Here is a 12,630-nt window from a genome sequence, read left to right as displayed (position 1 = left end):
CAGCCTAATCGGCTGACCCGATCACCCCGCTGCCGGGCTTCGAGATCGCCGCGCCAGGCCCGCCACGACGACCTGACCCGGGCCGGGCGTCACTCGGGTGTGGTGAAGGTCCGGCGACGGTTGTACGCCAGCACGAGCAGGATGCCGCCGATGGAGAAGGCCACGATGCTCAACAGCAGCAGCACGAGCGGCGAGCCCGGTCCGGTGATCGGCAGCCAGGCGCCGCTGACCTTCGACGGCGAGGTTGTCGGCTGGGGCGTCGCGGGGAGGCTGCTCTCCGACGGCGTGGCGGTCGGATCGCTCGCGGTCGGCGTAGCAGTCGGGTCGGCCGGGGCGGGCGTCGACCAGGTCGGGGACGCCGTCGGGGTGCCCGGATTCCGGGCGGCGACTGTCAGCGAGACCTGCTTCGTGGCGCTGGTGCTGTATCCCTTCGCCGCGACGGTGAAGGCGAACGTACCGGCCTTGCTCGGGGTGCCGCTGAGCTTGCCCTCCTCGTCGAGGGTGAGGCCGTCCGGCAGTGCCCCGGTGGCCAGGGCGAACACGATGTCCGAGTCACCGGCGGCGGTGAACCGGAAGGAGTAGCGCTTGCCGACCGTGGCGGCGGGCGGATCGCCGGAGGTGAACGCGGTCGCGGCCTCGGCGACGACGACTGTGGCGTTCTGCTCGTCGAAGCGGTCGTTCTTGTCGGTCATCCGCAACGTGAACGTGTACGTGCCAGGCGTCGTCGGCGCGCCACCGAGCGACGTCCCCACCACGAGCATCCCCGGCGGCAGACTGCCCGAGGTCACCGACAACCGGTACGGCGCGGTGCCACCTGTGGCCTCGACGGTGTGGATCGCGTACACCCGGCCGAGGTACATGGGCGACCGGGGCTTGCCCGACGTGATGACGACAGTCGGTTCGCGTACCTCGATGGTCGCCGTCTGCTCGCCGAAGAGGTCGTTCTGGTCGGTCATCCGCAACGTGAACGTGTACGTCCCGGGCGTCGTCGGCGCGCCACCGAGCGACGTCCCCACCACGAGCATCCCCGGCGGCAGACTGCCCGACGCCACCGACAACCGGTACGGCGCCGTGCCGCCAGTCGCCTCGACAGTGTGGATCGCATAGACCTGCCCGATGACCATGACCGACCGGGGCTTGCCCGAGGTGATGGTGACGGTCTCGGTGGCGACGGTGGCCGGTTGCGCGGTGGCCGGTTGCCCGGCGCCCAGCAGCAGCGCGACCACCATCGTCAGGGCCATGACCGGGCGAAGTGTCCCCATCGCACATCCAGCTCTCGGTCGGAACCGCTCGCGTCCGCCAGCGGGTCACAGTCCAGTCGATCCAGCAGACTCGGAGTTTATTCGACCAGTGCCAGCGGCCCCGGACAATCCACTGATCGGTGATCACCGTGTCGCCGCGACGACAGACGCGCCCGGCGCGGTCGTGGTGACCGCACCGGGCGCGTGAGAGTCCCGTCAGCTCAGATCGTCGGCGGGGTGAGCGTGCCGACGGCGTTCTCCAGCGCGGCCGCGACCCGGTACATCCGGTCGTCGGCCATGGTCGGCGCCATGATCTGGAAGCCGACCGGGAGCCCGTCGGACAGACCGCACGGCACCGAGATGGCCGGGCCGCCGTACAGGTTCGTCGGAATGGTGAACAGGTCGGCCAGGTACATCTGGTACGGGTCGGCGGTGCGCGACCCGATCGGGAACGCCACGAACGGCGTAGTAGGCGAGATCAGCGCGTCGACCTGCTCGAACGCGCTGGTGAAGTCCCGCGTGATCAGGGTGCGGACCTTCTGCGCCTGGGCGTAGTAGGCGTCGTAGTAGCCCGACGAGAGGGCGTACGTGCCGATCATGATGCGCCGCTTGACCTCGGGGCCGAAGCCGGCCTCGCGGGTCAGCGACATGACCTCTTCCAACGACCGGTTGCCGTCGTCGCCGACCCGCAGGCCGAACCGGACGCCGTCGAACCGGGCCAGGTTGGAGGAGCACTCGCTCGGCGCGATCAGGTAGTAGGCCGGCAGCGCGTACTTGAAGTGCGGGCAGGAGATCTCGACGATCTCCGCGCCCAGCTTCGCCAGCGCCTCGACCGACTCGCGGAACGCGGCCATCACGCCCGGCTCCGCGCCCTCGCCGGTGAACTCGGTGACCACGCCAAGCTTGACGCCGGTCAGGTCGCCGGTGGCGCCGAGCCGCGCCGCGGCCACCACGTCCGGCACCGGGGCCGGGATCGAGGTGGAGTCGCGCGGGTCGTGACCGCCGATCACCTCATGCAGCAACGCGGCGTCGAGCACGGTACGCGCGCACGGGCCGGGCGTGTCCAGCGACGAGGAGAACGCGACGAGGCCGTAGCGGGAGGTGCCGCCGTAGGTGGGCTTCGCGCCGACCGTGCCGGTCACCGCGCCGGGCTGGCGGATCGAGCCGCCGGTGTCCGAGCCGATCGACAGCGGCGCCTCGTACGCGGCCAGGGCCGCCGCGCTGCCGCCGCCGGAGCCGCCCGGGATCCGCTCCAGATCCCACGGGTTCCGGGTCGGCCCGTACGCCGAGTATTCGGTGGAGGAGCCCATCGCGAACTCGTCCATGTTCGTCTTGCCGAGCATCACCGTGCCGGCGGCGCGCAGCCGCTCGACGATCGTCGAGTCGTACGGCGGGCGCCAGCCCTCCAGGATCTTCGACCCGACGGTGGTCGGTACGCCCTTGGTGGTGAGCACGTCCTTCACCGCGACCGGCACACCGGCGAGCGGGCCCAGTTCCTCACCGGCGGCGCGGCGCTCGTCCACCGCGCGTGCGGCGGCCAGCGCCCCCTCGGTGTCGACGTGCAGGAACGCGTGCACCCGGTCGTCGACGGCGCCGATCCGGTCCAGGTGGGCCTGGGCGACCTCGACCGCGGAGGTCTCGCCGCTCGCCACCAGCCCGGCGATCTCCACGGCACTCAGCTTGGTCAGGTCGCTCGTACGCTCGCTCATGAGGCCACATCCTCGTCCAGGATCCGCGGGACGCGGAACCGCTGCTCCTCGGCGTCGGGGGCGCCCGACAGCGCCTCCTGCGGGGTCAGGCCCGGCCGCACCACGTCCTCGCGGAGCACGTTCGTCAGCGGCACGGAGTGGGACGTCGGCGGGATGTCCGCCGCGGCGACCTCGCCGACCTGCGCGACCGACTGGAGGATCACGTCCAGCTGGCCGGCGAAGGTGTCCAGCTCCTCCTCCGTGACGGCGAGCCGCGACAGTCGCGCGAGGTGCGCGACCTCCTCGCGGGAGATGGCGGCCATCAGTGCCCCCTTCGTGGCTGTCCTGAGACGTCTGCGGTGGGCCGCCCGCGCGTACGGGCGTACTCGATGACGCGCGGTGACCGGAGCGAGTCTATTGTCCCGCCGTCACGACGACGCCTTCGACTCCCCCTCCGGCGCCGGACCGCTGCGGCTCCCCGCCTCCGCCGGGCGCACCGGACGGTAGCGGGACAGCCAGGCCACCAGGTCCTCGGCCGGCATCGGCCGGGCGTGGAACCAGCCCTGCGCCACGTCGCACCCGGCCGCGTGCAGCAGCCGCCAGGTGCGCTCGTCCTCCACGCCCTCGGCCACCACCCGCAGCCCGAGCGCGCCGGCCAGCTCGATCATCGAGCGGACGATCGCCGCGTCGTCCGGGTCGTCGGCCATCCCCAGGACGAACGACCGGTCCACCTTCACCTCGGACAGCGGCAGTCGGCGCAGGTGCTGCAGCGACGAGTATCCGGTGCCGAAGTCGTCCAGCGCGATGCCGACGCCGATCCGGTGCAACTGGGTGATGCTGGCGAGCACCCGCCGCGGGTCGGCCATCAGCGCGCCCTCGGTGATCTCCACCTGGAGGCGCTCCGGCGGCACGCCGTACCGGGCCAACCGGTCGGCGATCTGGTCGGCGATCTCGCCGGTGTGCAGGTCACGGACGCTGACGTTGAGCGCGGCCCGCAGCGCCAGCCCGGCCGCCGACCACTTCGCGAGCTGCTCCACCACGTCGTCCACCACGCGGCGGGTGAGCAGCCGCATCACCGCGCTCTGCTCGGCGACCTGGATCAGCTCGCCCGGGTCGACCATGCCCCGGCGCGGGTGCCGCCAGCGCAGCAGCGCCTCGACGCCCACCACCTCGCCGGTCGCGATGGCGATCTGCGGCTGGTAGTACATGGTGATCTCGCCCGGGTGCCCGGCCTGGTCGTCCGGCCCGGCCGCCGTGGAGTTCCCGTCGGCGGTCGGCCCGATGACGCCCGGCGCGCCGGTGCTCACAGCCGCCTCGGTGTCGTGGGTGACGTCCCCGTCGGCGGTCCCGGTAGTCGGCGTGAACTCCGCCTCGCCGACCACGAGCGGGCCCGCGACCGGTCCGGCCCCGGCGTGGGCGGCCCGGCGGCGGATCGGGTCGGCGCCGGTGAGGATCCGCTCGATCAGGTCGTCGTGCCGCTCCTCGGTCCGGTCCCGGCGGCGCCGCAGCCACCGGTTCGGCCCGTCGCCGGACCGCCGGCCGCCGTCGCGCGCCGGGCGCTGGTTGCGGGCCGGGCGGTCGGCCCGGACCGGCAGCGCGGGCTCCAGCGCGGCGCCGTCACCCCCGCGTACGCCCACCGTCTCCCCGCCCTGCGCGGACGGGCCGGACTCCAGCACCCGGCGCAGGTCGGCCAGCAGGCTCAGCCGCTCGGCCGAGTTGTGGTCGGACTCCGGCGCGTAGACGGCCACGGTGTCGTTGCGGTGCTTCGCGTCGTACATGGCCACGTCGGCGTGACGCATCAGAGTGGCGAAATCCTCGCCGTGGTCGGGGTAGAGGGCGATGCCGATGGCGCCGCCCACGTCCAGCGGCAGCCCGTCCAGGGGCACCGGCTCGGCGAGCGCGGCGACCACCCGGTCGGCCCGCTCGCGGGCCTGGTCGATGTCGGTGAGCCGGGGTACGACGATGGCGAACTCGTCGCCGCCGAGCCGCGCCACCAGGTCGCCGCCGTCGACCGCGCCCATCAGCCGGGCGCTCACCTCGACCAGCAGGCGATCCCCCACCGCGTGCCCGAGCGCGTCGTTGACGTGCTTGAACCGGTCGAGGTCGAGCAGCAACAGCGCCAGGTGCGCGTCCGGCGCGCCCCGGGCGGCCCGCTCGCCGTGCAGGTGCACCTGCTCGGCCACCTCGGTAAGCAGCGCCTTGCGGTTGGGCAGCCCGGTGAGCGGGTCCAGGTCGGCGAGCTGTTCCCGTTCGTCGGAGAGCCGGGCCATCCGGTAGACGGCGAACAGCGGCACCAGCACCAGCGGGATCAGTGCCGCGCTGGCCCGGGCCGCGGCCACCAGCACCGGCGCGAGCAGCAGCAGCGAACCGGTGGACAGCAGCTCGTAGGCGAGGCCGCTGCGGACGCTCGGCCACCACCGGTCGCCGAAACGCAGCCGGACGGCGGAGCTGACCAGCCCGTAGTTGACCACGAACCAGGCGAGCGTCGCGCCGCCCACCGCCGCGACGTCCGTCCAGTGCAGCCGGTCGCCGTCGAAAAGCTCGCCCGGGCCGAGGCGGCTGACCGCGTACGCGGCGGCGAGCGCACACGCGTACTGGGCCGCGTTGAAGCCGGTGCGCCACGGGGCGTACCCGAGTCGCCAGCCGCTCACCGCGACCGCGACGGCCTGCACCGCGACGGCCGGGCCGAAGCCCCAGCCGAGCAGGATGGCGAAGGTGAAGCAGGTCGACGGGAACACCGCCGACGTCTGCCGGCGGCCGGGCGGGACGAACGGGCGGGCGTCGCAGGCGACGGCGAGGACCGCCATGGTCCAGAACGCGGCCGGCAGCTCGCTCCACCTGTCGGCGAGCGCGACGAGCGGCCCGGCCGAGACCGCCAGGGCGACCGCGCCGATCGCGGTGACGAAGCCGAAGAACGGCCCGCTCCGCCCGGGCGGGACGGAGTTACGCGGGTCGCCGGTCTCCATCGCACCTCCCGGGGAACGTCCTGGCGCGCGCCGTCACGCGTCGTACGCCAATGAAACGCCCTCCGAGGCGATTTCCCCGACACGACAGTCACGAATCGGCCGGAGTCGTAATTAACTTGGTATCCGCCGGACGAAAGCTGTGACCAGCCTGTCAGTCCTCCACCCGGGCCACCTCGCGAGCCGCCTCCGGGCCGGAGTCGAGCAGCACGCGGAATCCGTCCTCGTCGAGGATGGGCAGTTTCAGGGTGGCGGCCTTGTCGGCCTTGGATCCGGGATTGTCGCCGACCACCACGAAACCGGTCTTCTTGGAGACCGAGCCGGTCACCTTGCCGCCCCGGGCCTGGATCGCCTCGGCCGCCTGGTCGCGGCTGAACCCGCTGAGCGTGCCGGTGACCACGACCGTGACGCCGTCGAGCGGTCGCGGCCCCTCGTCGGCGGCCTCCTCGGCCATCCGGACGCCCGCCTCGGCCCACTTGCGCACCACGTCGCGGTGCCAGTCGACGGCGAACCACTCCTTCACGCTGGCGGCGATGGTCGGGCCGACGCCGTCCACCGAGGACAGCTCCTCCTCACCGGCGGCCTCGATCGCGGCGACCGACCGGAAGTGCCGGGCGAGCGCCTGGGCGGCGGTCGGGCCGACGTGCCGGATGGACAACGCCACCAGGACGCGCCACAGGTCGCGTTCCTTGGCCTCGGCGAGGTTGTCGAGCAGCTTGGTGGCGTTGCTGCCCAGGCTGCCGTCCTTGTTGACGAAGAACGGCGACCGGCTCAGCTGCTCGGCGTCGAGCTGGAACAGGTCGCCCTCGTTGGTGATGATCTGGGCGTCCAGCAGCGCCGCCGCGCCCTTCTCGCCGAGCACCTCGATGTCGAGCACTTTACGGCTGGCCAGGTAGAAGACCCGCTCACGGATCTGACCGGGGCAGGCACGCCCGTTGGGACAGCGGATGTCGACGTCGCTCTCCTTGGCCGGCGCGAGCGGAGTGCCGCAGGCCGGGCAGGTGGTCGGCATGACGAACGGGCGGGCGTCGGCCGGGCGCAGCTCGACCACCGGGCCGAGCACCTCGGGGATCACGTCGCCGGCCTTGCGCAGCACCACCGTGTCGCCGATGAGCACACCCTTGCGCTCGACCTCGCGGGCGTTGTGCAGGGTCGCCAGCGCGACTGTGGATCCGGCCACCCGGACCGGTTCGAGGACGGCGAACGGGGTGACCCGGCCGGTGCGCCCGACGTTGACGTCGATGTCGAGCAGCTTGGTGTTCACCTCCTCGGGCGGGTATTTGAAGGCGATCGCCCAGCGGGGCGCGCGGCTGGTCGAGCCGAGGCGACCCTGGATGGAGACCGGGTCGACCTTGACCACCACGCCGTCGATCTCGTGCTCGACGTCGTGCCGGTGCTTGCCGTAGTAGGCGATGTAGTCAGCGACACCGGCCAGGTCGTCCACCACCCGCCACCGGTCGCTGGTGGGCAGCCCCCACGCCTTGAGCGCGGCGTACGACTCGGACTGGGCGGCCGGCCGGAACCCGGTGCGCGCGCCGATGCCGTGCACGACCAGGCGCAGCGGGCGGGAGGCGGTCACCCGGGGGTCCTTCTGCCGCAGGCTGCCGGCGGCGGCGTTGCGCGGGTTGGCGAACGGCGCCTTGCCCTGCTCGACCAGGCTCGCGTTCAGGTCGGCGAACGCGGCCACCGGGAAGTAGATCTCGCCGCGCACCTCCAAGAACTCCGGCACGTCGGGGAAGTCGCCCGCCGGGGTCAGCCGGGCCGGCACGCCCTTGATGCTGCGCACGTTGGCGGTGACGTCCTCGCCGGTGCGCCCGTCGCCCCGGGTGGCGGCGCGCACCAGCCGGCCCTTGGAGTAGGTGAGGTTGATGGCGAGCCCGTCGACCTTCAGCTCGCACAGGTAGGGCACCGGGCCGCCCGCGTCCCGCTCGACCCGCTCGGACCAGGCGGCCAGTTCCTCGTCGGCGAAGGCGTTGTCGAGCGAGAGCATCCGTTCGGCGTGCGCGACCGGGGTGAAGTCGGTGGAGAAGGTGCCGCCGACCCGCTGGGTGGGCGAGTCGGGGGTGCGCAGCGCCGGGTATTCGGCCTCCAGCGCCTCCAGCTCCCGCAGCTGCTTGTCGAACTCGGCGTCGGTGACTGTCGGCGCGTCGAGGACGTAGTAGCGGTACTGGTGTTCGGTCAGCTCCTGGCTGAGCGTGGCGTGCCGCTCCCGGGCCGCCGGGGTCGGCTCGGCACCCGCCGCCGCGTCCTGGGCCGCGTCGACCGCTGGGGGAACCGCTTCTTCGGACACGCCGCCGCCTTCGGACACCGCTGTCGACCTCCCGTGTTGGTGCTACCCGAGAACCGTAGCGGTCGGCTGTGACAGCCGTCCGGCCACCCGCGCCGAGCAGGGCGAACCGGCACCAGCCGCGCCATCCGGCGGGCAGGTCCCGGCCGTGCGACGATCGCGTCGGCGGTACTGGGCGACAACGGTCGGAAGGCGGGCGGCGGATGCGCGACGGGGTGATCTGGGCGCTGGTGATCGTGGCCTGCGTCGCGGCCGGGTGGTTGTGGAACGACTGGCGCCGCCGGGCGGCCGAACGCGCCGCCGGCACGCGCGGCCGGGCCGACGGGCGGCGGGGCACCGGGCGTGGCGGCCGGACCGGCACCGACCGGCCCGGCGGAGGGCGCGGCGACGAGCGGGCCGGCGGTGGACGCCGAGGTGACCGGGCCGGCACCGGGCCACGGGGTGACCGCGCCGGCGCGGCGCCGAGGCCCCGGGGCGCCGGGCGGGACCGGGACGAGCCGCGGCCGGGGGAGATCTGGTGGGCCGACGTGCCGTACGCCGACGGGACCGGTTCGAAGGTGCGCCCCTGTCTGGTGCTGCGAATCGACGGCGGGGACGTCGAGGTCCTGAAGATCACCAGCCAGGACAAGTCGGACCGGGACGACCACCTGCCGATCCCGACCCGCGGCTGGGATCCCGATGCCGACCACGACAGCTACCTCGACGTGAGCGAGCCGATCGCGGTGCCGCTGGGCGCGTTCGCCGACCGGGCCGGCACCTGCGACCCGGACCTGTGGCGTGGCGTCCGCCGGCTGAGCCACCTCACCGGCTGAGCGCGGGCGGCGTCACCCCTGGCCGCGAGAGCCGCCGCCGGGCGCCTCCCCGTCGAACGCGTCGGCGAGGGCGGTGAGCTGGTCGGCGTACTCGATCCGGCCGGCCCACCCGGCGGGCCAGGCCGCCGTGCCGTACGCGGCACCGACGAACGCGCCGGCCAGCGCGGCGATGGAGTCCGAGTCACCCGCGGTGGTGGCGCCCCGGGCCAACGCGCCGACCGGGTCGTCGGCGTGGCGCAGCGCGCAGAGCAGCGCGGTGGCGAGCGCCTCCTCGGCGATCCACCCCTCGCCGGTGAGCCGGCACGGGTCGCCACCGTCGTCCGGGCGGGTCAGCGCCGCCTCCAGCCGGCCGAGCACGTGCAGGCAGTCGTCCCAGCCCCGGGTGACGAACTCGGCGGCGCTGCTCCCGCCGGGCCGCTGCCACAGGTCACCGAGCCAGTCGTTCCGGTAGACGGTGCGCTGCTCCCGGGCTCGCTCGGTGAGCAGGCCGGGCAGCTCCGGCAGCGCCGCGCCGTCGCGCAGCAGCCGGACCGCGTACGCGGTCAGCTCACTGGCCGCCAGCCCGGTCGGGTGACCGTGGGTGAGCCCGGCCTGGAGCTGGGCCAGCCCGGCCATGGTGTCGAGGTCGACGTCGAGCAGCCCGACCGGGGTGACGCGCATGTTCGCGCCGCAGCCCTTGGAACCGGCGACGGTGGCCTCCTGCCAGCGGGCACCCCGGGCCAGCTCGGCGCAGGCCCGCAGGCAGGTCATCCCGGGGGCGCGATTGTTCTCCGGGCTGACCGACCAGTCGACGAAGCGCTGCCGCAGCAGCGGCTCCACCGCCTCGGCCGTGTACGCGGGCGCGTCGTGCAGCGCCCACGCCACTGCGAGCGCCATCTGGGTGTCGTCGGTGACCAGGGCCGGGTCGCCGGTCAGCTCGCGCGGACCGGCCGGGCCGTAGCGCCGGACGATCTCGGTGACGGTGAGGAACTCGGTCGGCTTGCCCAGGGCGTCGCCGTAGGCCAGGCCGAACAGCGAACCGGCGGCGCGGCCGGTGGCGGTGGAGGCGGTCACGATGGCGATCATGCCTCCGCCGCGCAAGTGGCGGAAGGTCAGTCCCAGCAGAGGCAGAACGGGTGGCCGGCCGGGTCGGCGTAGACCCGGAAGCCCTCCCCCTCACCGGGGAGCCGCCGTGCGCCGAGTGCCAGCGCCGCCTTCTCGGCCGCTTCGATGTCGTCGACTGTCACGTCGAGGTGGAACTGCTGCGGCCGGGCCGGGTTGGGCCAGTCGGGGGCGCGCAGGCCGGGCGCCCGCTGGAAGGCGACCCGCGGCTGGTGCCCGGGCGGGCCGCCGAGCACCACCCACTCGTCGCCGTCGGAGTCCTCCTCCACCAGCGGCAGGCCGAGCAGCTCGGAGTAGAAGGCGGCGAGCGCGTGCGGATCGGGACAGTCGATCACTGTGGAACGCAGTCGTCCAATCATGCCGGTCATCGTGCCCGGCGGGTACGACGGAAAAACGTCAGTCCTCGGCGAGCCGCCGGCCCGCGTCGCGGCAGGCCGTGAGCACCGCGCGGGCGTACCCCGGGGTGGCGCCGGCCAGGCCGCACGCGGGGGTGACCACCACCTGCTCGGCCAGCCGGCGGCGGGGGAAGCCGAGCTGGTCCCAGACCCGCCGCACCCGGTCGGCGACCTGGGCCGACGTCGGCGCCCGGCCGGACGGCGGCGGCAGCGTCGGCGCGGCGCCGGCGAGCAGGCCGAGCCCGGCGTCGATCGCCTCGCCGAGCGGGTCGAGGTCGGTGACGAGCGACAGGTCGAGCGCGACGCCCGCCGCACCGGCGGAGCGGATCAGCTCCAGCGGTACGTCCGGCGCGCAGCAGTGCACGAGCGCCGGGACGCCGGCCGCCTCGATCACGTCGCGCAGCAGCGCCCGCGCGACCTCGGTCTCCACCGGACGGTGGGTGCCGAAGCCGCTCTCGGTGGGCACCCGGCCGGCCAGCACGGCCGGCAGGGACGGCTCGTCGAGCTGGAGCAGCACCGAGGCGAGGGGAAGCCGCCGGGTCACCGCCTCGACGTGCCCGCGCAGCCCTTCGCCGAGCGAACCGGCGAGGTCGCGTACCGCGCCGGGGTCGCGAAGCATCCGGCCGCCGATCGGCAACTCCAGCGCGGCGGCCAGGGTGAACGGCCCGGCGGCCTGGACCTTGACCGGGCCGGCGTACTCCTCGGCCTGCTCGGCGAGCTGGTCGAGGTCGCGTTCCATCAGGTCGCGGGCGCGGCGCAGGTCCCGGCCGGGGCGCGGGGCGATGCGCCAGCGGGCCGCGTACAGCTCGACCGGGAGTTCGACGAGCAGACCGGCGGTACGGCCGACGAGGTCCGCGCCCGGCCCTCGGGCGGGCAGTTCGGGCAGGTGCGGCAGGGCGGGCAGCTCACCGAGCACGATCCGCTGCGCCTCGGCGATGTCGGTGCCGGGCAGCGACCCGATCCCGGTCGCCGCGCCGGTGGGCCAGGGCCACGCCTGCTCAGTCACGGCCGCAGCCTATCCGCTGCCCGTCGCCGGTCAGGCAGCGGTGATGGTGGCCGAGCCGAGGACCACGTCGCCGGCCGGGTCCGGCCGGTAGGCCACGATCGCCTGGCCGGCGGCCACACCGCGGACCGGGCGGCGCAGCGAGGCGCGCAGGCCGTCGGCGTCCACCTCGACGGCGGCCGGCACCACGTCGCCGTGTGCCCGCAGCTGCACCTCGCACTCGACCGGCCCGTCCGGGCGCGGCCCGCCGGTCCACACCGGGCGGGTGGCGCGCACGTCCGAGACCTCCAGCGCCTCGGCCGGGCCGACGGTGACCGTGTTGGTGGTCGGGGTGATGGACAGCACGTAGCGGGGGCGGCCGTCCGGCGCCGGGCGGTCCAGGTGCAGGCCGCGCCGCTGCCCGACGGTGTACTGGTAGGCACCGCTGTGGCTGCCCACCACAGCGCCGGTGAGCGCGTCCACCACCTGGCCCGGCGCCTCACCGAGCCGCTCCGCGAGGAAGCCGCGGGTGTCGCCGTCGGCGATGAAGCAGATGTCGTGCGAGTCGGGCTTGTCGGCCACCGCGAGGCCGCGCCGGGCGGCCTCCGCGCGTACCTCGGCCTTCGTCGAGTCGCCCAACGGGAAGATGGACCGGTCGAGCTGCGCGCGGGTCAGCACCGCCAGCACGTACGACTGGTCCTTGGCCGCGTCGACGCTGCGCCGCAGCAGGCCGTCCGCGCCGAGCCGGGCGTGGTGGCCGGTCACCACCGCGTCGAAGCCCAGGGCCACGGCCCGGTCCAGCACCGCGGCGAACTTGATCTTCTCGTTGCAGCGCAGGCAGGGATTCGGGGTACGCCCGGCGGCGTACTCGGCCACGAAGTCGTCCACCACGTCGTCGTGGAACCGGTCGGCCATGTCCCACACGTAGAACGGGATGCCGAGCACGTCGGCGGCGCGCCGGGCGTCCCGGGAGTCCTCCAGCGTGCAGCAGCCCCGGGCGCCGGTGCGGTACGTCTGCGGGTTGCGGGCCAGGGCCAGGTGCACGCCCGTCACGTCGTGCCCGGCCTCCACCGCCCGTGCCGCCGCGACGGCGGAGTCCACCCCGCCCGACATCGCCGCCAGAACCCTCACCGGCCCACTCCCCTCGTCCTCACCGAGCGT

10 protein-coding genes are annotated in these 12,630 nt (G+C 74.2%); 1 reads left to right on the top strand and 9 read right to left on the bottom strand.

The window, feature by feature from the left end; genetic code table 11:
- Window positions 1–89: 89 nt before the first annotated feature.
- The 5 genes from ACQP26_RS06530 to ligA all read right to left on the bottom strand — a co-directional run bounded on the left by ACQP26_RS06530 (window position 90) and on the right by ligA (window position 8,200).
- A complete protein-coding gene (locus ACQP26_RS06530; RefSeq protein WP_433495218.1) occupies window positions 90–1,241 on the bottom strand; it encodes a putative Ig domain-containing protein in 1,152 nt (383 codons plus the stop codon).
- 221 nt (window positions 1,242–1,462) lie between these two features.
- A complete protein-coding gene (gene gatA, locus ACQP26_RS06525) occupies window positions 1,463–2,950 on the bottom strand; it encodes an Asp-tRNA(Asn)/Glu-tRNA(Gln) amidotransferase subunit GatA (protein WP_433495217.1) in 1,488 nt (495 codons plus the stop codon).
- The gene (gene gatC, locus ACQP26_RS06520) at window positions 2,947–3,252 is read right to left on the bottom strand and encodes an Asp-tRNA(Asn)/Glu-tRNA(Gln) amidotransferase subunit GatC (protein WP_013284468.1); all 306 of its coding nucleotides are present in this window, start codon (window positions 3,250–3,252) and stop codon (window positions 2,947–2,949) included. The genes gatA and gatC overlap by 4 nt, the downstream gene beginning before the upstream one ends.
- 105 nt (window positions 3,253–3,357) lie before the next feature.
- Complete coding sequence (locus ACQP26_RS06515; protein ID WP_433495216.1) at window positions 3,358–5,895, bottom strand: putative bifunctional diguanylate cyclase/phosphodiesterase; 2,538 nt, start codon at window positions 5,893–5,895, stop codon at window positions 3,358–3,360.
- A 151-nt stretch (window positions 5,896–6,046) separates the two neighbouring features.
- Window positions 6,047–8,200, bottom strand: coding sequence for an NAD-dependent DNA ligase LigA (gene ligA / locus ACQP26_RS06510; protein ID WP_433495215.1), 2,154 nt, complete (start codon window positions 8,198–8,200; stop codon window positions 6,047–6,049).
- Between the two features lie 182 nt (window positions 8,201–8,382).
- Between ligA and ACQP26_RS06505 the strand changes: the two genes are divergently transcribed.
- Window positions 8,383–8,991 carry a type II toxin-antitoxin system PemK/MazF family toxin gene (locus tag ACQP26_RS06505; RefSeq protein WP_433495214.1) on the top strand — a complete coding sequence of 203 codons (609 nt, stop codon included), beginning with the start codon at window positions 8,383–8,385 and terminating at the stop codon, window positions 8,989–8,991.
- Window positions 8,992–9,003: 12 nt separating this feature from the next.
- Here ACQP26_RS06505 and ACQP26_RS06500 read toward each other — a convergent pair whose 3' ends face one another.
- Genes ACQP26_RS06500 through mnmA form a run of 4 tightly spaced genes read right to left on the bottom strand, consistent with a single transcriptional unit; the run spans window position 9,004 to window position 12,600 of the window.
- On the bottom strand, window positions 9,004–10,056 hold the full coding sequence (locus ACQP26_RS06500) for an ADP-ribosylglycohydrolase family protein (RefSeq protein WP_433495213.1): 1,053 nt from the start codon (window positions 10,054–10,056) through the stop codon (window positions 9,004–9,006).
- 26 nt (window positions 10,057–10,082) lie between these two features.
- Window positions 10,083–10,451 carry a VOC family protein gene (locus tag ACQP26_RS06495; RefSeq protein WP_433495212.1) on the bottom strand — a complete coding sequence of 123 codons (369 nt, stop codon included), beginning with the start codon at window positions 10,449–10,451 and terminating at the stop codon, window positions 10,083–10,085.
- 37 nt (window positions 10,452–10,488) lie between these two features.
- Window positions 10,489–11,493, bottom strand: coding sequence for a methionine synthase (locus ACQP26_RS06490; protein WP_433495211.1), 1,005 nt, complete (start codon window positions 11,491–11,493; stop codon window positions 10,489–10,491).
- A 30-nt stretch (window positions 11,494–11,523) separates the two neighbouring features.
- On the bottom strand, window positions 11,524–12,600 hold the full coding sequence (gene mnmA / locus ACQP26_RS06485; protein ID WP_013284461.1) for a tRNA 2-thiouridine(34) synthase MnmA: 1,077 nt from the start codon (window positions 12,598–12,600) through the stop codon (window positions 11,524–11,526).
- Between the last annotated feature and the right edge of the window lie 30 nt (window positions 12,601–12,630).

The organism is Micromonospora sp. CA-248089, assembly GCF_050948515.1.
In the GTDB taxonomy this organism is placed as follows: Bacteria; Actinomycetota; Actinomycetes; order Mycobacteriales; family Micromonosporaceae; genus Micromonospora.
Note: the sequence above shows the minus strand (reverse complement) of the source record. Positions and strands in the feature narration are given on the sequence as shown.